The 22745-nt window shown below is 61.4% G+C and carries 22 protein-coding genes; 16 read left to right on the top strand and 6 right to left on the bottom strand.

Annotation, left to right across the window (positions count from 1 at the left end):
- Positions 1 to 10 precede the first annotated feature (10 nt).
- Positions 11 to 322 carry a hypothetical protein gene (locus tag LDN75_RS22740; protein WP_223934932.1) on the top strand — a complete coding sequence of 104 codons (312 nt, stop codon included), beginning with the start codon at positions 11 to 13 and terminating at the stop codon, positions 320 to 322.
- Positions 322 to 1662: a hypothetical protein gene (locus LDN75_RS22735; RefSeq protein ID WP_223934931.1), complete on the top strand. Its 1341-nt coding sequence runs from the start codon at positions 322 to 324 to the stop codon at positions 1660 to 1662. The genes LDN75_RS22740 and LDN75_RS22735 overlap by 1 nt, the downstream gene beginning before the upstream one ends.
- Positions 1663 to 1670: 8 nt before the next feature.
- Here LDN75_RS22735 and LDN75_RS22730 read toward each other — a convergent pair whose 3' ends face one another.
- Positions 1671 to 2099 carry a phage holin family protein gene (locus LDN75_RS22730; protein WP_223934930.1) on the bottom strand — a complete coding sequence of 143 codons (429 nt, stop codon included), beginning with the start codon at positions 2097 to 2099 and terminating at the stop codon, positions 1671 to 1673.
- 137 nt (positions 2100 to 2236) lie between these two features.
- Between LDN75_RS22730 and LDN75_RS22725 the strand changes: the two genes are divergently transcribed.
- From LDN75_RS22725 to LDN75_RS22705, 5 genes are all read left to right on the top strand, one after another.
- The gene (locus tag LDN75_RS22725) at positions 2237 to 3355 is read left to right on the top strand and encodes a histidinol-phosphate transaminase (protein WP_223934929.1); all 1119 of its coding nucleotides are present in this window, start codon (positions 2237 to 2239) and stop codon (positions 3353 to 3355) included.
- Between the two features lie 150 nt (positions 3356 to 3505).
- Positions 3506 to 4699, top strand: coding sequence for a pyruvate dehydrogenase (acetyl-transferring) E1 component subunit alpha (pdhA, locus tag LDN75_RS22720; protein WP_223934928.1), 1194 nt, complete (start codon positions 3506 to 3508; stop codon positions 4697 to 4699).
- Positions 4699 to 5679, top strand: coding sequence for an alpha-ketoacid dehydrogenase subunit beta (locus LDN75_RS22715; protein WP_223934927.1), 981 nt, complete (start codon positions 4699 to 4701; stop codon positions 5677 to 5679). Before pdhA ends, LDN75_RS22715 begins: the two co-directional genes overlap by 1 nt.
- Before the next feature lie 55 nt (positions 5680 to 5734).
- A complete protein-coding gene (locus LDN75_RS22710) occupies positions 5735 to 7324 on the top strand; it encodes a dihydrolipoamide acetyltransferase family protein (RefSeq protein ID WP_223934926.1) in 1590 nt (529 codons plus the stop codon).
- 82 nt (positions 7325 to 7406) lie between these two features.
- Positions 7407 to 8003 (top strand): phosphatase PAP2 family protein, encoded by a 597-nt coding sequence (locus tag LDN75_RS22705; RefSeq protein WP_223937669.1) that lies wholly within the window; start codon positions 7407 to 7409, stop codon positions 8001 to 8003.
- 88 nt (positions 8004 to 8091) lie between these two features.
- Here the strand turns inward: LDN75_RS22705 and LDN75_RS22700 are convergent, their stop codons facing one another.
- The 3 genes from LDN75_RS22700 to LDN75_RS22690 all read right to left on the bottom strand — a co-directional run bounded on the left by LDN75_RS22700 (position 8092) and on the right by LDN75_RS22690 (position 10311).
- Positions 8092 to 8430 (bottom strand): hypothetical protein, encoded by a 339-nt coding sequence (locus LDN75_RS22700; RefSeq protein ID WP_223934925.1) that lies wholly within the window; start codon positions 8428 to 8430, stop codon positions 8092 to 8094.
- Between the two features lie 145 nt (positions 8431 to 8575).
- The gene (locus tag LDN75_RS22695) at positions 8576 to 9004 is read right to left on the bottom strand and encodes a universal stress protein (RefSeq protein ID WP_223934924.1); all 429 of its coding nucleotides are present in this window, start codon (positions 9002 to 9004) and stop codon (positions 8576 to 8578) included.
- Positions 9001 to 10311: a PLP-dependent aminotransferase family protein gene (locus tag LDN75_RS22690; protein ID WP_223934923.1), complete on the bottom strand. Its 1311-nt coding sequence runs from the start codon at positions 10309 to 10311 to the stop codon at positions 9001 to 9003. The genes LDN75_RS22695 and LDN75_RS22690 overlap by 4 nt, the downstream gene beginning before the upstream one ends.
- Before the next feature lie 110 nt (positions 10312 to 10421).
- Here LDN75_RS22690 and LDN75_RS22685 point away from each other — a divergent pair, with 110 nt between their 5' ends.
- From LDN75_RS22685 to LDN75_RS22675, 3 genes are all read left to right on the top strand, one after another.
- Entirely contained in the window at positions 10422 to 11270 is an 849-nt protein-coding gene (locus tag LDN75_RS22685) for an isocitrate lyase/phosphoenolpyruvate mutase family protein (RefSeq protein ID WP_223934922.1), read from the top strand.
- A 114-nt stretch (positions 11271 to 11384) separates the two neighbouring features.
- Entirely contained in the window at positions 11385 to 12437 is a 1053-nt protein-coding gene (locus tag LDN75_RS22680) for a hypothetical protein (RefSeq protein WP_223934921.1), read from the top strand.
- Positions 12418 to 12957: a hypothetical protein gene (locus LDN75_RS22675; RefSeq protein ID WP_223934920.1), complete on the top strand. Its 540-nt coding sequence runs from the start codon at positions 12418 to 12420 to the stop codon at positions 12955 to 12957. The genes LDN75_RS22680 and LDN75_RS22675 overlap by 20 nt, the downstream gene beginning before the upstream one ends.
- A gap of 31 nt (positions 12958 to 12988) precedes the next feature.
- On the opposite strand, the gene LDN75_RS22670 is transcribed toward LDN75_RS22675, so the two are convergent.
- The gene (locus tag LDN75_RS22670; protein ID WP_223934919.1) at positions 12989 to 13672 is read right to left on the bottom strand and encodes a GerMN domain-containing protein; all 684 of its coding nucleotides are present in this window, start codon (positions 13670 to 13672) and stop codon (positions 12989 to 12991) included.
- Between the two features lie 346 nt (positions 13673 to 14018).
- Positions 14019 to 14585 (bottom strand): NAD(P)H-dependent oxidoreductase, encoded by a 567-nt coding sequence (locus tag LDN75_RS22665; protein ID WP_223934918.1) that lies wholly within the window; start codon positions 14583 to 14585, stop codon positions 14019 to 14021.
- An 86-nt stretch (positions 14586 to 14671) separates the two neighbouring features.
- On the opposite strand from LDN75_RS22665, the gene LDN75_RS22660 reads away from it, so the two are divergent.
- From LDN75_RS22660 to LDN75_RS22635, 6 genes are all read left to right on the top strand, one after another.
- Positions 14672 to 15277: a TetR/AcrR family transcriptional regulator gene (locus tag LDN75_RS22660; RefSeq protein WP_223934917.1), complete on the top strand. Its 606-nt coding sequence runs from the start codon at positions 14672 to 14674 to the stop codon at positions 15275 to 15277.
- 305 nt (positions 15278 to 15582) lie between these two features.
- On the top strand, positions 15583 to 16566 hold the full coding sequence (locus LDN75_RS22655) for an ABC transporter permease (RefSeq protein ID WP_223934916.1): 984 nt from the start codon (positions 15583 to 15585) through the stop codon (positions 16564 to 16566).
- Entirely contained in the window at positions 16566 to 17528 is a 963-nt protein-coding gene (locus tag LDN75_RS22650; RefSeq protein ID WP_223934915.1) for an ABC transporter permease, read from the top strand. Before LDN75_RS22655 ends, LDN75_RS22650 begins: the two co-directional genes overlap by 1 nt.
- Positions 17525 to 19672 carry an ABC transporter ATP-binding protein gene (locus LDN75_RS22645; protein ID WP_223934914.1) on the top strand — a complete coding sequence of 716 codons (2148 nt, stop codon included), beginning with the start codon at positions 17525 to 17527 and terminating at the stop codon, positions 19670 to 19672. The genes LDN75_RS22650 and LDN75_RS22645 overlap by 4 nt, the downstream gene beginning before the upstream one ends.
- Positions 19673 to 19746: 74 nt before the next feature.
- Positions 19747 to 21474, top strand: a complete 1728-nt coding sequence (locus tag LDN75_RS22640; protein ID WP_223934913.1) for an ABC transporter family substrate-binding protein — start codon at positions 19747 to 19749, stop codon at positions 21472 to 21474.
- 198 nt (positions 21475 to 21672) lie between these two features.
- Entirely contained in the window at positions 21673 to 22722 is a 1050-nt protein-coding gene (locus LDN75_RS22635) for a Gfo/Idh/MocA family oxidoreductase (RefSeq protein ID WP_223934912.1), read from the top strand.
- Positions 22723 to 22745: the final 23 nt, after the last annotated feature.

The raw sequence follows: 22745 nt of genomic DNA, 5'->3' as shown, positions 1-22745 counted from the left end.
GTACACGGACATGAGCGTCAGCTTGATGCCTGCAGCCAACCCACCTATTTTCGATCCCCTGGAGTGTGCCTCGCGCAGCCATGAAGTCCAGAGGCTCGCCTGGCGAATCAAGTCCTGTGTGGATCAAACGGACGTTGTCCTGGCAACTTTGCGGCGGACCCAGTTGGAAGAGTGGCAGTCTCCCGCCGGAAGTGCTTACAGGACAACCATCGCCCTTCATGCGTCTGCGTTAATGCGGGCACGCGAATCACTGGAAGACGCAGCCGCCTCGGTCCTCCGTCATTCCCAGAACGTCTCGGTCTCCGGTGGGAGGGGGCACTGATGGCTGATGTTGCTCCAATCGGCGCGGGTTCGGCCCCTCAACCCACAGCGCCAGCCCCGGATGGGATCCTCAGCATCCGTGGGGGAGTGGGAGGAGTGTCCTGCCAGTTGGAAGAGCTCCTGCGTGGAGCGGCACTGCTTGACGATTTGGTCCAGCAACTCATCGGGGTGGAATCAGAAGCCCGTGCCGTGCAGGCTGATCTGGGGCCTTACCTTTACGACTCGTACGCCTCAGGTTGTGCCGCTATCGACGCCGTTGCTGAAAGCAGGGGGGAGGTAGGCAGGGTGCGTCAGGAATTGGTCGGGATCAGTGCGAGCGTGCGTTCCAGTCATCACGATTACGTCCAAACAGAGGTCAAGAACCTTTTCCCGCGGATGTTGGCGCTTGATGAGATGAAGATGTCAGGTGCACCCTGGGTACCTGGCCGGGACATCACGCACAACGTGGTCACAAGCATCATTCCACCGGGGATGGGGGCGCGGGGCATCATGCGTGGACTGCTGCAGTCACCCCTTGTCCCCAGACTGAGGCCGCGCCCGGTAACCATCGAGAAGATCGACGAGTCGATCGAGCAAGTGGATCCATCCATGGCGCAGAGCATCCGGCGACTCGAAAGCCTCCATGCCCGGGGCGATGGCGAAATTGAGATCATCCAGCTGGACCGCGATGGCTCAGCCTCCTGGATGGTGTTGATTCCGGGAACACAACCCGATGCGCCGGATTCCAATCCTTTCGACATACCGGGAGTTGGCGAAGCGCTCGGCTACGACTCTGAAGAAGTGGTCCCGGCCATTGGCCAGGCGTTGAGGGAAGCCGGCGCTGAAGCCGGCGACCAAGTGGTGGCAGTCGGGCACAGTCAAGGAGGTGCACATGCCATGAACCTCAGTCAGAACAAGGCATTCCTGAGCGAATTCGACCTCAAGTACGTCCTGACGGCTGGGGCGCCCGTTGGCGGTATCAGCCCGGAACCCGGAATCAGTACGTTGCACTTGGAGCATATCCAGGACTTCGTCCCGGGAACCGATGGCCGGGTGAATCCTGATACGAAGGACAGGGTTACGGTAACGCTGAACAACGAAGTCAAAACGCCGGAAGGGGAAGACCCTGGCCTGGGGCCGGGTCACCGCTTGGAGAACTACGCCGCAGGCGCCGAACTGGTCACAGCGAGCCAGGATCCGTCACTTGCAGCTTCCAGTGCAGCCTTCGCGGGTGTTGTGGGTGTGGGAGGCACGGCCCGGGTGACGCACTTCAAGCTGGAACGGTCACCCTTGCCGGACAAAAGGCAGATCCTGCAGAATCCCCATCTTCCGGAGAGTAGATCTACGGCCGGCGCGCGGTGAGAGCAACTCTAGCGCTTGCGGGCACCTGGGATAAGGCCGGCCACCATGCTGATGATGCTGATGATGATCGAGGCGAGGATCGCTGTCCAGAAGAACGAGTCAATGGTGAGGTGCACCGGGGTGAAGCTGCTCAGCCAAGCGGTCAGGTACAGCATTGCCGCATTGATGATGATGGTGAACAGCCCCAGGGTCAGGATGGTTACGGGGAGGGACAGAATCTTGACCAGTGGCCGCACGAACGCGTTGACCACCCCAAAAATCAGGCCAATGAAGAGATAGGCCACGACGATGCCCGCTGCGTCGGCGCCTTGGGTGATCCCAGCGTTGGCTGCCGCTTTTTCTGTGGCAGACGAGGAGATCTCCAGACCCTCCAACAGCCAACTGGCGATCCACAGAGCTAGACCATTGATGAGGACGCGAACGATGAATGAACCCATGCGCCCATGGTTTCACACTCGTCTGTGGCCCAGCTGAGGCATCACTGGAGACAGGTAGCTCGATGAGGAGGAATGATGGATCTTGGTTGGCTCCCGAACACCCCAAACGCCGTAGGGGTGCAAGTAGGCTTGAAGTCATGACTACTACTGACAACGCACCGGAGGGGGTACTCCCTCGACCGGTCGTGGACAGGCTCCCCAAGTACGCGGCTGGTAAACCCCCCGCTGCGATTGAGGGCCTCACCAGCTACAAATTGTCGTCCAATGAAAACCCGCTGCCTCCGATCCCTGCAGTGTTGCAGGCCATCGCAGACCAGTCTGATATCAACCGCTACCCCGATCCCCTTGCAACCAAGCTGCGCAATGCCTTGGCCGATTTCCTGGATGTACCGGCTGACGACGTCGTCACGGGTGCAGGCAGCCTGGGTGCACTGAACCAAATTCTTGCCACCTTTGCTGGCCAGAACGATGACGGCAAGTCGGATGAAGTGATCTATGCCTGGCGCTCGTTCGAGGCTTACCCCATCTGTGTGGGCCTTGCAGGGGCCGCCAGCGTGCAAATCCCGTTGCTTCCGGACGGCCGTCACGACCTCGAAACGATGGCCGCGGCAGTCACGGTGCGCACCAAGGTGATCTTGCTCTGCACTCCGAACAACCCCACGGGGCCCATCCTTACCGCCGAGGAAACAGAGCGCTTCATTCAGTCGGTGCCGCCCAACGTGGTGGTGGTTATTGATGAGGCATACCAGGAGTTCGTCCGCGACCAAGCTGCCGTAGACGGAATCAAGCTCTACCGGAAATACCCCAATGTTGTGGTGCTGAGGACCTTCTCCAAAGCCCATGGCTTGGCCGGGCTGCGTGTTGGCTACAGTGTTTCCGGCCCCCAGCTCACCCAGCACCTTCGCGTCACAGCAACACCGTTCGCGGTATCGCAAATTGCAGAACGCGCCGCCATCACATCCATCGAGAATTTCGATCAGGTTGTGGAAAGGGTACAAAGCCTGGTGGATGAGAGGGACCGCGTCACTTCAGGTCTCCGTGATCTTGGGTGGTTCGTACCGGAAGCCCAGGGAAACTTCGTTTGGTTGAACCTGGGTGAAAACAGTGCCGAATTTGCGGCGTTGGCCGCCGAGCAAGCCTTGTCTGTCCGTGCCTTCGGAAATGAGGGGGTTCGGGTCAGTATCGGCGAAGTGGAAGCCAATACGCGCTTCCTCAAACTCTGTGCAGGTTATACAAAGGCTCCGCACGGTTCCTAGCGGTTAACAAATGCGCCTACGCTACTTACTGCCGATAAAGTAAGGACGAAAGCCAAAATATATGCCCATTCCGGAATGCATTCCGGAATGGGCATATATCCCAGCGACAGACATTGCCCAGGCACAAGCCGCGGCAAGCAAGGAGACGGAATGGGCTCGACACAACTGCCCCCCGGGACCGATGAAACTCTGGCGGCAACCTCAGCAGCAGTAGCTGCCTCAGGTGAACCCGTAGAGATGGTCCAGTTGCTCGGCCCTGACGGAAAGCTAGGCACCGATCCCGTCTTCTCTGACTATGCCAAGCGGATCGACCCCGAAAAGCTCCGCGTCTTCTATGCGGATATGGCCAGGATCCGGCGCTTTGACCAGGAAGCCACCGCCCTGCAGCGCCAAGGCGAACTCGCTTTGTGGGTGCCGCTGACCGGTCAAGAGGCGGCCCAGATCGGCTCGGCTCACGCCAGCCAGCCCCAGGATTACATTTTCCCCACGTACCGTGAGCACGGCGTCGCGCTGGTGCGCAACGTCGACCTTGCGGAATTGCTGAAGCAGTTCCGCGGAGTCTCCAACGGAGGGTGGGACCCGCGCGAGAACAACTTCCACCTCTACACGCTGGTCCTCGCCGCACAGACGCTGCACGCAGTGGGCTACGCCATGGGTATCCAGCGGGACCAGAAGCTGGCGCTCGCCAGCGATTCCAATGACCCCAAGGCTGCAGTCGTTGCCTACTTCGGTGACGGCGCCAGTTCCGAAGGCGACGTCCACGAATCAATGGTTTTCGCGGCCTCGTATGACGCTCCGGTCGTCTTCTTCTGCCAGAACAACCACTGGGCCATCTCCGTTCCCACCGAAGTCCAGACCAAGGTCCCGTTGGCCAACCGCGCCAAGGGCTACGGATTCCCGGGAATCCGTGTGGATGGCAACGACGTTATTGCCGTGCATGCCGTCACTGAATGGGCCCTTGAGCATGCCCGCGAGGGTCGGGGCCCTGTGCTTATTGAGGCTTACACCTATCGGGTTGGTGCACACACGACTGCTGACGACCCCACCAAGTACCGCGAACTGGCCGAAGAGGCCGCATGGCGGGAGAAGGACCCCCTGGACCGGCTGGAGAAGTACCTGAGGACGGAAGGGCTCGCCGATGAAGCCTTCTTCGAGCAGGTGCAGGCTGACGGCGACGAACTGGCAAAGTACGTCCGCAGCACCACGCACGGCCTCGAGGTGCCGGACATCCGCGATTCCTTCGCCAACGTTTACGCCGAAGCACACCCGCTGATTGCGGAGGAACAGGCGTGGTTCGAGGAATACTCGGCAGGCTTCGAAACGGACCAGGAGGCAGCCAACTGATGGCAACCATGACCATTGCAAAGGCCATCAACGAGGGTCTCCGCGCATCGCTGAAGAGTAACCCCAAGTCCCTCCTGATGGGCGAGGACATCGGGCACCTTGGCGGCGTTTATCGGGTGACGGATGGACTTATCAAGGAATTCGGGGCCGACCGCGTAGTCGACAGCCCGTTGGCAGAGTCCGGCATTGTTGGAACGGCAATTGGGCTGGCCTTGCGCGGCTATGCGCCGGTGTGCGAAATCCAGTTCGATGGGTTCGTATATCCGGCCTTCAACCAGATCACCACCCAGTTGGCCAAGATCCATGCCCGCAGCCACGGCCGCCTGACTGTGCCTGTGGTTATTCGGATCCCGTACGGCGGCGGCATCGGTTCCATCGAGCACCACTCCGAGTCGCCGGAGGCGTTATTCGCCCACACAGCCGGCCTGCGTATCATCTCGCCCTCCAACGCCCACGACGCTTACTGGATGATCCAGAAAGCCATTGAGTGCCAGGACCCCGTGATCTTCTTCGAGCCCAAGCGCCGTTACTGGCTCAAGGGCGAGGTGGATGTCGAGAACGCGGGTCTATCCGAGGGCCCATTCAAGGCTCATGTGGTCCGCGAAGGTACTGACGCCACGATTGTGGCTTACGGGCCGCTGGTTCCGGTTGCACTCGCTGCTGCAGACGCCGCCATCGAGGATGGACGTAGCATTGAGGTCATCGACCTCCGCTCGATCTCGCCTTTGGACTTTGACACGGTTGAGGCATCGGTCAAGAAGACCGGCCGTCTGATCGTCGCCCACGAAGCCCCCACCTTCGGCGGTATCGGTGGAGAGATTGCCGCCCGCATCAGCGAGCGGGCTTTCCTTCACCTTGAAGCCCCGGTGATCCGCGTTGGCGGTTTCCACATGCCGTATCCCGTGGCCAAGGTTGAAGAGGACTACTTGCCGGACATCGACAAGATCCTCGAAGCGCTCGACCGCTCCCTGGCTTACTAAACCGCCCTGATCCAGTCCAGCTTCACAGCCGGGCAGACGGAAATCGAGGACCACTGTGACTGTAAAGAAATTCAACTTGCCGGACGTCGGCGAAGGCCTGACCGAGGCCGAGGTAGTGGCTTGGAAGGTCAAGCCCGGCGACACCGTTGCCATCAACGATGTCCTGTGCGAGATCGAGACAGCCAAATCGCTCGTTGAGCTTCCTTCGCCCTTCGCCGGCACGGTAACCGAGTTGTTGGTCGAAGAAGGCATCACGGTGGAGGTCGGCACTGCCATTATTGCCGTTTCGGACAATCAGCCCGGGGATGCATCGCCCGCGTCCCAGGCTCCGACGGCTGCTCCCGCGGTCGAAGCTCCCCTCTACGGCAAGCTTCCTGTTGATACGGACAGCGGTGAGAATGGGCCGGCAGGCGGACCGCTCGTGGGCTCCGGCCCCAAGGCCGACGCCGTGAAGCGCCGCGCGCGTAAGCGTCCGACCGGCGCGGCGGTCGAGGCAGTTACGGTCGCCGAAAGTGCCGAAGGGACAGTTCAGGACCACCAAGCGGTTCTGGCCGCCCAGGCAGCCCAGACGCCGGGGCCTCACCGCCCGACGCCGGCACGCGCCGCCGTCGCGCCCGTCACCCAAACGCCGGTCACTGAAACGCCGGTCACCCAAACGCCGGAAGCAACAGCGCCGGGAGTTTCTGCGCCACAGAGCGCAGCATCGCGCGGTGCCGCGATCAGCGGTACCATCAGCGGCCTCGTCAACAAAGTCCTGGCGAAGCCGCCAGTGCGCAAGTTCGCCCGGGATCTCGGCATTGACCTTGCCGACGTCGTGGCCACGGGACAGCGCGGCGAGGTAACCCGCGAGGACCTGGTCAGCTACCAGGCGCAGCGGGATGCTGAACTTGACCAGGCGGAGTCTTTCTGGGGTGCTTCAAAGAAGCCGCAGGATCAGAGGATCGAGCGCGTTCCTGTGAAGGGAGTGCGTAAAGCAACTGCCAAGGCCATGGTGGAATCCGCGTTCACGGCACCGCACGTCAGCATCTTTGTTGATGTGGATGCGAGCCGGACCATGGAGTTCGTCAAGCGGCTGAAGGTTTCGCGGGACTTCGAGGGGATCAAGGTGTCCCCGCTGCTTATTTTGGCCAAGGCTGTCATCTGGGCTGCGGCGCGGAACCCCAGTGTCAACGCCACATGGGTGGACAACGCTGATGGCAATGGCGGTGCAGAGATCCAGATCAAGCACTTCATGAACCTGGGCATTGCGGCTGCGACACCGCGTGGCTTGATGGTGCCCAACATCAAGGACGCCCAGGACCTCTCCCTCAAGGAGTTGGCCCTTGCCCTGAACGATCTCGCCACCAAGGCCCGGGCGGGCAAGACGCAGCCGGCCGAGATGCAGGGCGGTAGCCTGACCATCACCAACGTCGGCGCCCTCGGCATTGACACGGGTACGCCCATCATTAATCCGGGCGAGGTTGCCATTATTGCGTTCGGAACCATCAAGCAGAAGCCCTGGGTCCTGGACGGGGAAGTGATTCCGCGGTGGATCACCACCTTGGGTGGTTCGTTTGACCACCGCGTCGTCGACGGCGACCTCTCGGCACGCTTCATGGCTGATGTCGCCGCCATTCTTGAAGAACCGGCATTGTTGCTTGACTGATCGGACGTCGACTGCCCGCCTGGCCGCAAGGCCGAACACCGACGTGGCGGCCGACAAACCCGGTCACGTGCCTGCCCGGATGTTGTCAGGACCTTGGCGCACGGTTGCCAGGGTTCTGACGGAGGCCTTCCAGCCGCCCATCGTAGTGACGGCACTGCTGTTAATCAGCCCGGCTATCGAACCCGGCTTTCCCGGGTCCATGGGCTTCGGGCTGCTGGGGGCACTGTTCGTCTGCATCCTGCCGTTGGCGTACGTGCTGGTGATGATAAAGCTGGGCAGGATCACGGATCATCATGTCAGCGACCGCCGGCAGCGGCCCGCGCTGCTGCTGCTTGCATTGATTTCTGTGCTGGCAGGCCTCGCGGTGCTGCAGCTGATCAAGGGTCCGGTGAGCGTTTCACTGATGATCATCGCCCTGATCGGAGGCATTGCCGTCCTGGCGGTGGTGAGCGCTTTTTGGAAAATGAGTGGTCACGCGTCGGCCATCGCCGCAGCTGCGGTCATTGTGGCGTTGATGTTCGGGCCGGCCTGGCTGCCTTTGCTGGTCATAGTGCCGGCGGTGGGATGGTCGCGGGTCGTGCTGCGCGCCCACACGCTCGGGCAGGTTGTTGCAGGTTCCTTGTTCGGCGGCATCTTCATCGCAGGCTTCTGGTGGCTGCTGCGGGAATGGATGCTCTGAGGGGCCGCTGTTTGGTGCCCTGCCTGGAACGGTTTGGTGCCCTGCCTGGAACGGTTTGGTGCCGGCCTGGAACGGTTTGCTGCCTTGCCTAGAACGCGGGGTAGTTAACCAGCAATGCCTGAAGTTCCGTGGTGGACATGTGGTTTGCCATCTCCACGCTGATGCCCATGGCCATGGCCGCGAAGGTGATCATTGCGACGCAGGCAAGGGAGAGGAAGCGCCAGTCCTTACGCATGATGCTTCCGAAAGTCTCCGGCATGTTCAGGCTCGGGGAAATCATATTGGGGGCGCTGTCCCAGGAGCCGTCGTCGAGCATCGCGATGATGCGGTCGTTGGCGCGGTCAAAACGCATCGTGCTGATGCTGTTGCCGTGGCGGGCAAGCAGGATGTCGTGTCCGACGCGCTGGCGCGGCTGCAAAGTAAGCAAGAGAAAGTCCCCTGAAGTCAGTTGATGGAGGATGGCTCACGCCATTGGGGGCATCTCAATTTTATAACGATGACTTCAGAGGGCAGGGCGAAATCACGCCAAATGCCGGGTGAGGCTCCCCACCCGGCGGCGTGATTCAGATCGCTTACGGTTGGTCGGTCTTGGCGATGTAGACATCGCAAGGAGCATTGTGGGCCACCGTGTTGGCAACGCTTCCGAGGACCCGGCCAAGGCCTTGCATCCGCCTGTTGCCCACCACGATCAGCCGGGCATCGAGCATTTCTGCTTCCTTGACCAAGGCTTCGCCGGGCTTGCCACGGGCGGCTGAGTACGTTACCTCCAGACGCTCGTCAGTCAGGCGCTCCGCCACGGTGCGGGCCACAGCCTCGGCTTCGGCGGCGTCGGACACGATCCATTTGTCCGTCCCGATCTCAACTACCTCGGTCTTGTTGCTATCGAAAGCGCTCACCACGCGAAGACTGGCGCCAATCCCGATGGCCAGTTGCTGGGCGGCCTTGGCCGCCCTCATCGCCGTCTCGCTGCCGTCTACTCCTACAATGACAACCCCGGTCATAGTGCTGCTCCTTCAGTGGTGGCTTTGATGGCCTCTGCCAGAACAGGGGCCAGACGGCGTACGCCTTCGGCAATCGTATCCGGCGGTACAGCGCTGAAGGCCAGGCGGAGCTTGTTGGAGGGTCCGTCTGCCGGCGAGAATGCGGCGCCGGGGATGAAGACAACCCCTGCGTCGATGGCCATTTTCAACAAGGGGTAGGTGTCCACGCCTTGGGGAAGCGTGACCCAGACGAAGAACCCACCCTCGGGGCGCGTCCACGAGAGCCCGGCTGGCATGTATTCGTCCAAGGCGGAGAGCAGGGCCTTGCAGCGTTCTTCGTAGAGGCCGCGATAGGTTTCAATTTGCCCCCGCCAGTCGTAGTCACGCAGATATGCGGATACAAGCATTTGGTTCAGAGGGGGTGGGCATAGCGTGACGGCTTCGGAGGCCAGGTAGAAACGACGCTGCAGATGGGCGGGCACCAGGGCCCAGCCGATGCGAAGACCCGGCGCGAAGATCTTGGAGAAGGACCCCAGGTAGATAACGTCGTCTGCATTCGCGGCCCGCATCGGCGCGATCGGATGGCCGTCAAACCGCAGTAGGCCGTAGGGATTGTCCTCAAGGACGATAATATTCGCATTGCGGCATATATCAACGATTCGTTGCCGGCGCGCTTCTGCCAGGGTGATGCCCGAGGGGTTGTTGAAGTTGGGGATCGTGTAGAGGAACTTGATGCTTTTGCCCTCTGCCTGAAGTGCGGCGATCCTGGCTTCGAGCAGCTCAGGTACCAGGCCGTCGTCGTCCATTTCAATGGGCTCCACCTGCACTTGGTAAGCCTCGAAAGTATTCAGGGCCCCAACGTAGGTGGGGTTTTCAACGAGGACCACATCGCCGGGATTGCAGAAGACTTTGGTGGCCACATCCTGTGCCGACTGGGAACCTGCCGTGATCACGATGTTCTCTGGCTGTGCGTCCGTGATGCCTTCGGCCGCCATGATCGTGCAGATCTGTTGGCGGAGTTCCGCGGTCCCCTGGCCTCCGCCGTATTGGAGTGCGGTCATGCCCTCCTCGGAAATGATCCTGGCCGCGGTCTGGCCAAGCTTTTCCAGTGGCAGCGACTGCAGGTAGGGGTTGCCGCCGGCGAGCGAGACAAGGCCGGGCCGCATCGAGATATCGAAGACGTCGCGTACAGCGGACTGTTTGATATTGGCGGCCCGCGCGGAGAACAATTCCTCGTGCGGGTGGGCGGCGGCCGTGGCGGCCCGCTCAATGGCGTCGATGGCTTCAGCGGGCAGCTTGGTGCCGGCATCCAATGTTTCGTGGGTCACAGAGACAGGATACTCCTGAAGGTTGCTAATGAGGCAACATATGTTTCCAAGAATGCCCGCGTTTGTCGGGTTTCCTTTACGCCGGGAACGCTAGGGGCTGGAATGTAGCTATGACACTGCACAGGGGATCCGTGACCAAAGCCGAACTCTTCCACAAGCTTCACGACGCCGGGCCCACACCGCTCGTCCTGGTGAACGTCTGGGATGCTGCTTCTGCCCGCGTTGTTCAAGAGGCTGGCGCAACGGCGATTGCCACCTCCAGTTCGGCGGTTTCCTGGAGCCTGGGCTTCCGGGACGGCGATCATGTGCCGTGGGGGCTGGCGATGGCGGCATTGGGGCGCGTGGCAGGGGCAACCACCCTGCCGGTGACCGCAGACATCGAAACGGGCTACGGGCGCACGGACGATGAACTCAGGGCAACCGTGCACGGAGTGCTGGATACAGGCGCGGTAGGAATCAATATCGAGGACTCGGCTGCTGAGCCACTGACGGAGATCAATGAACAGTCGCGGCGCATCGCCTTGATCCGCGCAGTGGCGGACGAGCGCGGGATCCCGTTGTTCATCAATGCCCGCACGGACACTTACCTGTCGGGACAGTATCCGGACGACGCCTACGACGAAACCCTGCGCCGTGCCGAGTCCTACCTCACGGCAGGCGCGGACGGCATCTTCGTTCCCGGAGTCCTGGACCTTCACGTCCTGCATGAACTCTCCAGCAAGATCCCTGCGCCCCTTAATGCACTAGCCGGGGTAGGCGCACCGTCCCCGCTCGAACTTCACGACGCCGGGATACGGCGGATCAGCATCGGTGGCAACACGGCGAAAGCTGCCTACGCGAAGGTGGCACGGGTGGCGAAGGAGATCCTGGGCGACGGCAACTGGGCAGGATTGGCGGGCACGCGCAGCCACGATGAGATGGACGCGCTCTTCGCGCAGGGACCCAAATACAGGCCGTGATGCCGCCCGGTTTGCGGACAGAATAAAGCGCACGACGGCGGAACCCGGCATTAATGTCTGACCTCGCCATTAGCTTGGAATCAGTAGCAAAGGGCCGCAAGTAGGGGAGGGCGGATGGCAAGACGCAGCGTGCAGTTCTGGCGCATTGAGCAACTTAATGGCGATGATCTGCGGCGCCCGTTTCCGGCGCGCCGGGTAGCCGAGGTACTCAAGAAGGCACAAGAGGCTGGGACCGACCGGCACTTCGTCAGCGTGGATGGCACGGTGTTGGTTGCTCAAAGTGCATCACTTTCGCCGCATCCGGTTATCCTCCTGGATCGGGTTCGCGATACCAACCTGCCCAGCGTGGGGGATGCGCTTGGACGCCGCAAGCCGCTGCCCTTGGCGCCGGGTGACCATCTTCTGGAAACCACCTACTTTGCCTTCCTGAAACGGAACGTCATCGCCGTGTTGACCAGCGGCAATGGCCCACGGGCTTCCAGGATGGCGGAGTACCTGGAGGGCATGTTGGGGCTTGGGCTGGGATTGGTTCCGGTGGTCCGCGAGGATATCGAGGAGATCCTTAATAGGCTTGAGGTGACTCGCTTCGAGTTCGCGCTTCCTGCTGAACGCCTCTCGGGGAAGCTGATGGAAGGCGAGTGGGCTGACGTCCTGGACAGCGCCTCGCGCCTCATGAACCAGGGAACGTTCCGGATTTCCCTCAGCGTGGGCCGTTCGGGAAGGGCCGAGGACAAGCAACGGATCCGGGACCGAATCCAGCAACTCATTGATCTGTTCCGCAGGGCGGGATCCGTTGAGCACTTCGACTACGTCGTGGCCGAGGGCAAAGATTCCCTGACCGGCGACCGCGAGGTTGTCGATCTCCTGAAGGAGCGTTTCATCTCGCACATCGAAGTAGACCCTGATGTGTTCAACGATCCCCGGAAGTCCACGGCTGAGGCCATCTCCATCCTCGGCAAACAGGCCAGGGATAACGAGGCCTTCTTCGCCCTGACACTCCCGGAAATCAAGGGCTCCGCGGACTCCGGCTCGGTGCCGGACATCGTCGCGGGAGGGGTGGCCGCGGTGCGGCAGGCCCTGGCGGCCGCAATAAAAGAGGAGCGTGGGGGCGGCAAGCCGACGGAGGAATCAGAAGGCAGCGCGGAACATGAGCTTGTACGAGGTTGACGTAGGGCGCACCGGTCGCCGCAGGCCGGTTTGGCGGTGGTTTCTGCTGCACCCGCCCGCAGATTACGCGTGGGCAGTTGTTGCCGTCTTGTTGTGGCTTGGCCTGGCATTGCTCTCAAGGCAGCCATTGATGCTGGAGGGCGTCGATTCAGGTGCCCGCCGAACACTGTTCCAGACCCTCGCCACGTTGGCTGGCGCTACAGCCGGCCTTACACTCACCAGCGTCTCCATGCTTATCAACGTGCTCGGCAAAAAGGCCGCGCCGGGGCAGCGCGAGCTTCCCTTGGAGAAGCTGACCGCCTCGCATCGTCGCCAAATTGGAGAGGTGTTCCTGTTCGCTATCCCGGGGCTTGCCCTGCTGGTGGTGGCTGCCCTCGTCACTGTTGTGCTGGAGGGCGATGGTCCCAGGGGGCTCTGGATCCCTGAGGCTGTTGTCCTCGTTCTCACCTTCGCGTCGGTGCTGGCGCTGCTCCGCGTGGCCTGGGCACTGCGGCGCGTACTGGCGATAGCGACGGCTTGAGTCCAAAACTGAGGCATCAGTCCCAAACGGGCTATCGCTGGCTCAGCGCCTCAGCCAGCGTCTTGCCATTGACGTAGATCTCGGCCCGGGATGCCCCGCTGGCGGAGACTATTGTGTGCGTCAGCTGCGCCTCGATGCGCGGGATATCGCACACTCCGCCGGGCCGCAGCGTCCCCTCCAGATTCACCACCACTGTTGCTCCGCTGACATAGCCGGATACGAAGCGCAGCGAGGAATTAGCCAGTGAATCGTAGAGGCCGGCGCTCGTGTCCAAAGGCATGCCAGCTTCCAGCAGGCGGCTCAGCGCTACCGTCAAAGGGTCACCGGGGGCCAAGGCGCCGCGGACAGGCACCAGGCTGTCGTTGCATCCGAATCGAACACCTCTGGCGCCGCCATCATCAACTGCCACGTAGTACACGGCCGGCCCCAGGTTCAGGGCCTCCTGGGGTACGGTCGCAGCCCGGGCCACGGGAGCAACGGGTGTGGGTGAAGGGTTTGGAGTTGCGCTGGGTAAAGGCTCGACGGCGTTACGTGGCTTAGGCGGTTCGGCCGACCCAATGCCAGGGGTACCCGTGGTAGAACTGCCAGAGCTACCAGCGCCCGAACCGGTGGAGGGCTGGGCTGGAGAATCTGGACGAGTCGCAGTGCTGCCCTCGGTTGACGGCGCAGCCGGAGAACCGGAAGATTCGTCCTCCGCAGCATTGTCTTCATTCACCGAACCTGATGGTCCCGCTGCAGGAACAGACGAAGCAGCCCCGGGCGATGGCAAAGGACCCGGGCCGGAAGTGCAGCCGGCCAGCAACAGGCTCAAAACGAGGCAGGCAGCCGGGATCGCCGTCGTACTTTCTGGTCTCCGCCCGGCACGCATGACAGCCCCACGCTCCTGTCCGTCCACCTGTAGTTCAACGGTAAGCCGGTGCGACCTACGGCAAAATGCCGCTACGGTGACGGTTCGGACAAGAGTTGATCACGCTGCGCCCCAGTACGCAGCGTTAACGCGGAGGCCCCCACCCCGCGCGGCGAATTCGCAGGCGCGGAGCGGGGGCAGGAATAGCGAAAAACTAGGCTGCTGCTTCTTCTTCCTGAACGGCAGTCAGGGGCTCGAAGATGGCCTTGATCTGCTCAACAACCTCGGCGTCATCCTTCGGGTGCAGTTCGGCGAAGCGGATCATGGAACCCGGGACAGCCAGCTTGACCTCGTCAAGGACCTTGGCGCCGGCGATGCCAACAGCCTTACGGGCCTCGTCCTGGGCCCAGACTCCGCCGAACTGGCCGAAAGCGGTTCCGACGACGGCGGTCGGCTTGCCGCTGAGGGCGCCTGCGCCGTACGGGCGGGACAGCCAGTCAATGGCGTTCTTCAGCGATGCGGGCATGGTGCCGTTGTGCTCGGGGGTGACGAGGAGAAGGGTGTCGGCGTTGGATGCAGCAGCGCGCAGGGCTGCAGCTTCGGCGGGAACCTGGCCTTCGACGTCGATGTCCTCGTTGTAGAACGGGATGGTGCCCAAGGAATCGTGGATCTGGACGTCTACGTTCTCCGGCGCGTTCAGCTGGATGGCTTCGGCGAGCTTCTTGTTGTGGGAATCAGCGCGGAGGCTGCCGACGAGGGCAAGAACGGTGCTCTTTGACATGGTGTCTCCTTTGTAAGCGTTTGGACCTTCACTGATACTAAACGGACCACGGTCCGCTTTCTATTCCCGGGTCTAGAATGTTTTTTGTGAGCTCGATCCCAATCCAGCCGGACGTGCCCTTCGGTCCGCCGCATGAGCGCAGCGACGCCGCCCGGAATCGCGAGCGGTTGATCTGCGCTGCCCGCGAGCTGGTTGACGAGTTCGGAGTGGAAGCACTCACTATGGACGCGCTTGCCTGCAAAGCCCACGTTGGCAAGGGAACCGTGTTCCGTCGCTTCGGGAGCAGGGCCGGCCTCATGATGACCCTCCTGAGCGACTCTGAATCTGAATTTCAGCGCGGCTTCATGTTTGGTCCGCCACCCCTGGGCCCGGGCGCGACACCGAGCGAACGCCTGAGGGCCTTCGGCGAGGGCCGCATTTACTTCGTCCTGGAAAACGGCGAGCTCCTGAAAGCGGCCGCTACCAATGCCCGCAATCGCTTTGACGTGCCGGCCACTGTCCTTGCACACCGACATATCGAGGTCCTGCTGCGTGAGGCAGGCATCGCAGATCCGTGGGTCATGGCGATGTCGTTGCTTTCCGCACTGGACCCGGAACGAATCGTCAACGACGTACGCGTCCACGGCATCTCACCGAAGAGGCTCACCGAATCCTGGGGCGAACTCGTCTCGCGCCTCATGCGATCTTCCTAGATCAAGTCCGTCCTCGTTAGGCCTTTGTAAGCGCCACAGTGCCTCCGACGTCGAAATCGTGACGCAGTCTACACATAACAATCTGGCTGCAGGCGTGAAACTGGACCAAACGGAGCGAAACGTGAAGCAGTTATTGTGGTAGTTTCCTCTTGAATGTGACCCAAGCCATACAAGGGCGGTGATCACTGGAGGGGTCTTGGGGGGCCATCACCCCTCATGCCAATTCGTAGCTGGCGCCGGCCACAGCCGGGAACCGCGGAAGGACGAGCATTGAGTTTTGCCACGATCCAGGGCAGCCGCCCGACATGCTGAAATATCTGACCAAGCGGTCGGGCATCTACCTGATCATGATCTTCCTGACCACGAGCGCGGGCTATTTCCTGGCAGTATCAACGCTCAAACCCGCCGTTCTGGAACAGGAGAAGATTCCGCGGCCATCCCCGGAACAGGTGGCAGCCTCGTTCCGCGGCCTTGGCCTGGACCCTGACGCCAGTCCTTGGGAACGCTACATCGGCTGGCTCGGCGGCATCATTACCCGCTGGGACTGGGGTCGCAGCCCGAACGGGGCTTTCGTCAACGCAGAATTTGCTGACCGGGTGCTTGTTTCCACCCGGCTGTTTATCGCCTCCATCATCCTTACGCTGATCATCGGCGTCGCGCTCGGCGTGTACTCAGCCGCCCGGCAATACAAGTACCAGGACCGCGTCATCACGTCCTACAGCTACCTGGTGCACATCCTTCCTGCCCCGATCGCTTACTTCCTGGTCCAGCTGGGCGCCATCAGCGTCAACGAGACCGTGGGCCAGCGCATCTTTTTCGTCACCGGAATCTCGACGCCGGGGATCGACCCGGGTTGGCCGGCTTTCGTTGACCTCGTAGCCCACTACGCCGTGCCCACGTTCGCGATGACCATCTTCGGTTGGGCCGGTTACCAGATCGCGCAGCGGCAGTATCTCCTGGACAACGTGAACGCAGACTTCGTCCGCACAGCCAGGGCAAAAGGGCTCACCCGTAACCAAGCCATCCGCCGGCACGCCCTGCGGGTGTCCTTCATTCCGGTGGCGCAGAGCATCGCCTTCACCATCCCCGCGATTTTTACCGGCGGCTTCTTTGCCGAAGCTATCTTCGCGTGGCCCGGAATCGGCCTGTGGAGTATCCAGGCAATCGGGCTTCAGGACGTCAACGTTGCCACGGCCACGCTGGCCTACGGCTCGGTAATCTTCGCGATCGGCGCCATCCTTGCCGATTTCGCCACGACGCTCGTCGATCCACGAGTGAGGGTCCAGTAATGACGAACATCATCGATCCCATTGCGGAACTGGACGAGGCCCGCGTTGCCGACCAGGACGTGGTCATCGGCAAGTCCCGCATAATCTTCCGCCGCTTCATGCGGAACCGTACCGCCGTCGCCGGTCTGTTCATCTTCCTGGCGCTGTTCCTCTTCTCCCTGTTCGGCGGGTTCCTGACGCCATGGGACAAGGACACCATCGATCCCCTTAATATCGGCATGGGACCATCGCCCGATCACTTCCTTGGGACGTCGCAAGCCGGCATCGACCTCATGGCCCTCATCGTTGAGGGCACCCGGATCTCGATCTTCATCGGCCTGATTGTAGGCGGCGTATCTGTCCTGTTTTCCGCTGTCTATGGCTGCACCATGGCGTTCTTCGGCGGCAAAGTGGATGCCGTCATGTTGTTCATCCTTGAAGCCCTCATCATGATGCCGGCCATCCTCGTGGTCGCAGTGGCCACCAGTGGAGGCGGCGGACTCAAGGACCTTCCCAGCTGGCTCCTGCTGATCATCGTTCTGCTGTTCTTCAGCTGGATGGGCACCGCCCGCCTGGTGCGCTCATTGTCGATGTCCCTCATGCAGCGGGACTACGTCAAAGCCGCCAAATACATGGGTGTTCCGTCCCGCAAGATTGTGTGGCGTCACCTCGTCCCGAACATCGGCTCGCTGTTGGTCCTCGATTTCACCCGCGGTATCACCGGTGCCGTGCTGGCCGAAGTGGCGTTCTCCTTTATCGGCATCGGCATCAAGCTCCCCGATGTCAGCCTGGGTGTGCTCATCGGCCAGGCCACCGGCCAGGTGTCCTCGTTCCCGTGGATGTTCTGGGTTCCGCTAACTGTCATGTTCCTCCTGACCGGTTCACTGGCCATGATGAACGACGGCCTCCGTGACGCGTTCGACCCCAGTTCCAGCTCCATCGGCCGGGCGAAGACCAAGACCGCAAAGAAGACCAACAAATGAGCACCAACATCTCCCACACACCCGCCGAGCGCCTCCGCGATGCCGGACTATATGCCCCCGGCGACGCCGTCCTCAGCGTCCGGGACCTGAACGTCCGCTTCAATTCTGAAAACGGCGTTGTCCACGCAGTGCGAGGTGTGGACTTCGACCTCATGCCCGGCAAGACCCTTGGCATCGTGGGTGAATCGGGCTCCGGAAAGTCCGTGACGTCCATGGCCATCATGGGACTCCTCCCCGAGACCGCGGACATCTCCGGTTCGGTGCGATACAAGGGCAAGGAACTCCTCGGCCTGAGCGACAAAGCCATGTGCAAGTACCGTGGCAGCGACATCGCCATGGTGTTCCAAGATCCGCTCTCCTCGCTGACCCCTGTTTACACCGTGGGAAACCAGATCATCGAGGCCCTGACCGTCCACAACCCCACCATGAGCAAGCAGGCCAAAGAAGCCCGCGCCGTCGAACTTTTGCGGATGGTAGGCATCCCCAGTCCCAAGGACCGGCTGAAAGCCTTCCCGCACGAATTTTCCGGCGGGATGCGCCAGCGCGTGATGATCGCCATCGCGATCGCCAATGATCCGCGGGTACTCATCGCGGATGAACCGACGACGGCGTTGGACGTCACCATCCAGGCGCAGGTGCTCGAAGTCCTGCACACAGCGCAAGAGGAGACCGGCGCCGCCGTCGTCATGATTACGCACGACCTCGGCGTCGTAGCGGGCATGGCCGACGACATCATGGTGATGTATGCAGGAAAGCCGGTGGAAACCGGGACTGTGGAGGACATCTACTACAACCCGCGGATGCCGTACACCATGGGTCTCCTCGGCGCCGTCCCGCGCGTTGACAGTGCCAACAAGCAGTCACTGGTTCCCATCGAAGGCACGCCGCCCAACCTCACCCTGCCTGTAACTGGCTGCTCGTTCGCGCCGCGCTGCCCCCTGGCCAGCGATGCCTGCCTACACGGTGAGCCCGGGCTTTTTTCGGTGCCGGGTTCCGAAGGCCACAGGGCCGCCTGCATCAAAACGGACCAACTATCGGGCGAAGCGGACGCGCACGAGATTTTCCAAGCACCACCCAAGCCCGTTTCAAAGTTCGACGGCGTCGCTCGCCTTGAGCGGGACGTGGTCCTTGAGCTCAAGGATGTGAAGAAACACTTCCCGCTCCTCAAGGGCGCGTTGATCAAGCGCCGCATAGGCACCGTCAAGGCCGTGGATGGGCTGAGCTTCGACATCCGCGAAGGCGAGTGCCTCTCGATCGTGGGCGAGTCCGGCTGCGGCAAGACCACCACGCTCCTGGAGATCATGGAATTCCACCCGGACCAAGTGGGTGAAGTGGTCATCAGCGGCGTGAGCAATAAGGTGGCCACCGACTCCAGAACCAAGATGGCCATGCGCAAGCAAATGCAGATGGTGTTCCAGGACCCCACGGGTGCACTGGATCCGCGCTTCACGGTGTACGAGGTCCTGGCAGAACCGCTGGAAAACCTGGGCATGCCCAAGGCCGCCGTCAGGAAGCGGATCATGGAGCTCATGCGGCTCGTAGGCCTGCAACCGGACCACGTCAACCGCTTCCCCAACCAGTTCTCCGGAGGCCAGCGCCAGCGCATCGGCATAGCCCGGGCGCTCGCCGTGAATCCGAAACTCGTGGTGCTGGACGAACCGGTCTCTGCGTTGGATGTCTCCATCCAAGCTGGTGTTATCAACCTCCTGGACCAGCTCCGCGCGGAATTGGGCCTGAGTTACCTGATGGTTGCCCACGATCTCTCTGTGGTCCGGCACATCTCGGATCGCGTGGCAGTGATGTACCTGGGCAAGATCGTGGAAACGGGCGATGTGGACGAGGTGTTCGACAACCCCCGCCACCCCTACACCAGGGCCCTGCTGTCAGCGATTCCTGTGCCCGACCCCAATCTTGAACGCACGCGTGAACGCATCATCCTGCAGGGCGACCTTCCCAGCCCGCTTGATGCGCCAAAGGGTTGCAATTTCGCAACGCGTTGTCCGGTATTCGCCGCACTACCTGCCGCCAAGCAGGAGAAGTGCCTTACTCTGGAGCCGCCACTTGCTTCAGAAGGTCAACAGGAGTTTGCATGCTTCTTCCCGGATGGGGAAATAGATGCCGACATGCTGGTGGTGCATGCCTGACGACAAATGACTCATTGATTGAACCCTGTATTCAATTCGTAACGATTTCCAGTCGTAAACATGAAGGGCAAACCATGAAGAAGTACACGACGATCGGCGGCGTAGCAGTTGCAGCAGCACTGATGCTCACCGCTTGCGGCGGGGGAACGCCGTCGGGTCCGGCCTCCCAAAAGGCCGAAGAAGCTGGCGGGGACATCAGCAAGCTGATCAGCGTCAACGCCAAGGAAGCGAAAGACCTTGAGCAGGGGGGCACTGTCACCCTTGCTGTAGGCAGTATTGGCCCCGACTTTAACGGCTTCTCCAATGTGGGCAACAGCGCGGACAACTCCGCGTTGATGACTCCGGTCAATACGGCCTCCATCAACAGCGGCGGCATCGGCGGCTGCTGGAAGCTGGACTTCAACGGCAAGGCAGAGCCAAACAAGGACTTCTGCGAAGAGGTCAAGAGTGAAGTCAAGGATGGCAAGCAGACCATCACCATCAAGGTGAACGACAAAGCGACCTGGAACGATGGAACGCCGATTGACGTCAAGACGTTCGAGAATACGTGGAAGATGCTGAAGGGCGAAGATAAGTCCATCGACATCGTTTCCGCCGGCGCTTACGCTTTCGTGGACTCGGTCAAGGCCGGCGCCAACGACAAAGAAGTCATTGTCACCACTACCCAGCCGGTCTTCCCGCTGGAGGGTCTCTTCTTCGGCCTGATCCACCCTGCAATCAACACTCCGGAAATCTTCAACACGGGCTTCGCCGGCAACATGCACCCCGAATGGATGGCTGGCCCGTTCAAGGTTGAAAACTACGACACCACTGCAAAAACGGTCACGATGGTTCCCAATGACAAGTGGTGGGGACAGAAGCCGGTCCTTGACAAGGTCGTATGGCGCCAAATGGAGCCGAGCGCTACGATCGCCGCTTTCAAGAATGGCGAAATCGATGCCGCCAATGGCCGTACGCTCGGCCGCTACAAGCAGCTTGAAGGTACCAAGGACGCCGATGTCCGCCGCGGCCAGCGCCTGTTCGCAGGTGGCCTCAACCTGAACGCCAAGCGACCGGCGCTCACCGACGTCGCCGTCCGCAAAGCGATCTTCACCGCAGTGGACCGCAAGGCCATCCGCGATGTCCGCTTCAACGGCCTGAACTGGTCGGAGGAAAGCTCGGGCTCCATGATGCTCATGCCGTTCTCCGAGTACTACCAGGACAACTACCCCGTGAAGGACACCGGCGCTGACGCAGCCAAGAAGGTCCTCACCGATGCTGGCTACGCCCCGAATGACAAGGGCATCATGGCGAAGGATGGCGTGCCCATTTCCTTCAAGATCACCAACTTCGGTGACGATCCCACGACTGCGGCAACGTCGCAGACCCTGCAGAACCAGCTGAAGGCAGCCGGCATGGATGTTGGAATCGACCAGCGCGGTGACGCCGACTTCGGCAAGGTCATCGGTGGCCGCGAGTTCGATGTCACCATTTCCGGTTACACCGTTGGCGCGGATGCCACCGACGCCGTGAAGCAGTTCTACGACTCCGAGACCAACGAGAACGGTCTGGGCGATGCGGAACTCGACGCCGAAATCAAGCGCCTGGCAACCATCGCAGATGACACCGAGCGCAACAAGGCGGCCATGGACGTTGAAAAGAAGCACATGGAGAAGTACTTCTCCATGGGAACTGTCCTCAACGGCCCGGAGATCCAGTTTGTCCGTAAGGGCCTGGCCAATTACGGTCCGTCCCTGTTCAAGAGCCTGTCCAACGTTCCGGACTGGACCACTCTCGGCTGGGAAAAGGGCGCCAAGAAGTAGCTCTCCCCAGGGATAAACACAAGAAGGCCGGCAACTTCCCCGAACCTATAAAGGGTCGAACCTATAAAGGGTTTGGGGAAGTTCCCGGCCTTTTCCCGATCTTCTCTCACATCCTGCGGCCTTTTCCCGATCCCTCTCTCACATCCTGATCTTCCGCAGCGCGCACCGTCGGGACGTTTACTGAATTAGCCTAGGGGCATGACTTCCAGGCCGATACGTACCGCCATCGCAGGTTTTGGTTTATCGGGCAGCGTGTTCCATGCGCCCTTCATTGCAAGCAACAATTCGTACGAGCTTGCCGTCATTGCCACATCCGACGCCCAAAGACAGGCAAAAGCGGCCGAACGATACCCGCAGGCAAAAGTAGTCAACACGCCGCAGGACATTCTGGCACTAGCTGACCAACTGGATCTCGTCGTCCTTGGCACACCGCCTGCGACCCACTATCCGCTGGCGAAAGCCGCGCTGGAAGCCGGGCTCGACGTCGTCGTCGATAAGCCGTTTGTTGTCCACAGCCCGCAAGGTGAGGAACTGATCCAACTCGCCGCGCAAGCGGGCCGTGTCCTCACGGTTTACCAAAACCGCCGCTGGGACGGCGACGCGCTCACGCTGAAGAAGCTGCTCGACGCCGGGACGCTGGGTACGGTGACCAGGTTTGAAGCGGGGATGGAGCGCTGGGCGCCGGAGATCGCCAAAGCCTGGAAGGCAAGCGCTACTGCCGAGGACGGCGGCGGCGTCCTGTTCGACCTCGGTGCACACGTGCTGGACTTGGCCGTCCAGTTCTTCGGGCCCGCGCGCGTCACCTATGCCGAGATCACTGCCCGACGTCCTCAGGAGAACGCCGATGACGACGTTTTCATGGCGCTCCAGCACCAATCCGGCGTCGTCAGCCACGTGACCTTGAACCTCAACAGCCATCTCCACGGACCGCGATTCCGCGTGCTGGGCACCAACGGCGGTTTCGTAAAATTCGGAACCGATCCGCAGGAGCCCTATATCCAGGGCGGTGGACTGCCTACGGACGCTGCGTACGGCGTCGAACCTGCCGAGAATTACGGGACTCTTGAATCGGCCGGCCAGCGCAGAACAATCGCTACCGAGCGCGGCGCCTACCCGGAGTTCTATCGCCTCCTCGCTGAGAAGATCGACGACGGCGGCAAGGCGTCCGCGCGTCCTGCACCTGTGGATCCGGCCGACTCAGTGGCGGTGCTGAAGCTGATCGAACAGGCCAGGGCACTGGCTTCCTGAAACGACTGGCTTCCTGAATCAGA

Source organism: Arthrobacter sp. StoSoilB5 (assembly GCF_019977235.1).
Classification (GTDB): Bacteria; Actinomycetota; Actinomycetes; order Actinomycetales; family Micrococcaceae; genus Arthrobacter.
This window is presented reverse-complemented; position numbering and strand designations above follow the sequence as displayed.

Coding starts and splice junctions, on each gene's coding strand:
- LDN75_RS22645 (WP_223934914.1), top strand. CDS start 17,525: ATGAGCACCAACATCTCCCACACACCCGCCGAGCGCCTCCGCGATGCC.
- LDN75_RS22730 (WP_223934930.1), bottom strand. CDS start 2,099: ATGGGTTCATTCATCGTTCGCGTCCTCATCAATGGTCTAGCTCTGTGG.
- LDN75_RS22685 (WP_223934922.1), top strand. CDS start 10,422: ATGACACTGCACAGGGGATCCGTGACCAAAGCCGAACTCTTCCACAAG.
- LDN75_RS22675 (WP_223934920.1), top strand. CDS start 12,418: ATGAGCTTGTACGAGGTTGACGTAGGGCGCACCGGTCGCCGCAGGCCG.
- LDN75_RS22640 (WP_223934913.1), top strand. CDS start 19,747: ATGAAGAAGTACACGACGATCGGCGGCGTAGCAGTTGCAGCAGCACTG.
- LDN75_RS22635 (WP_223934912.1), top strand. CDS start 21,673: ATGACTTCCAGGCCGATACGTACCGCCATCGCAGGTTTTGGTTTATCG.
- LDN75_RS22665 (WP_223934918.1), bottom strand. CDS start 14,585: ATGTCAAAGAGCACCGTTCTTGCCCTCGTCGGCAGCCTCCGCGCTGAT.
- LDN75_RS22680 (WP_223934921.1), top strand. CDS start 11,385: ATGGCAAGACGCAGCGTGCAGTTCTGGCGCATTGAGCAACTTAATGGC.
- LDN75_RS22715 (WP_223934927.1), top strand. CDS start 4,699: ATGGCAACCATGACCATTGCAAAGGCCATCAACGAGGGTCTCCGCGCA.
- LDN75_RS22735 (WP_223934931.1), top strand. CDS start 322: ATGGCTGATGTTGCTCCAATCGGCGCGGGTTCGGCCCCTCAACCCACA.
- LDN75_RS22725 (WP_223934929.1), top strand. CDS start 2,237: ATGACTACTACTGACAACGCACCGGAGGGGGTACTCCCTCGACCGGTC.
- LDN75_RS22740 (WP_223934932.1), top strand. CDS start 11: ATGAGCGTCAGCTTGATGCCTGCAGCCAACCCACCTATTTTCGATCCC.
- LDN75_RS22695 (WP_223934924.1), bottom strand. CDS start 9,004: ATGACCGGGGTTGTCATTGTAGGAGTAGACGGCAGCGAGACGGCGATG.
- pdhA (WP_223934928.1), top strand. CDS start 3,506: ATGGGCTCGACACAACTGCCCCCCGGGACCGATGAAACTCTGGCGGCA.
- LDN75_RS22655 (WP_223934916.1), top strand. CDS start 15,583: ATGCTGAAATATCTGACCAAGCGGTCGGGCATCTACCTGATCATGATC.
- LDN75_RS22650 (WP_223934915.1), top strand. CDS start 16,566: ATGACGAACATCATCGATCCCATTGCGGAACTGGACGAGGCCCGCGTT.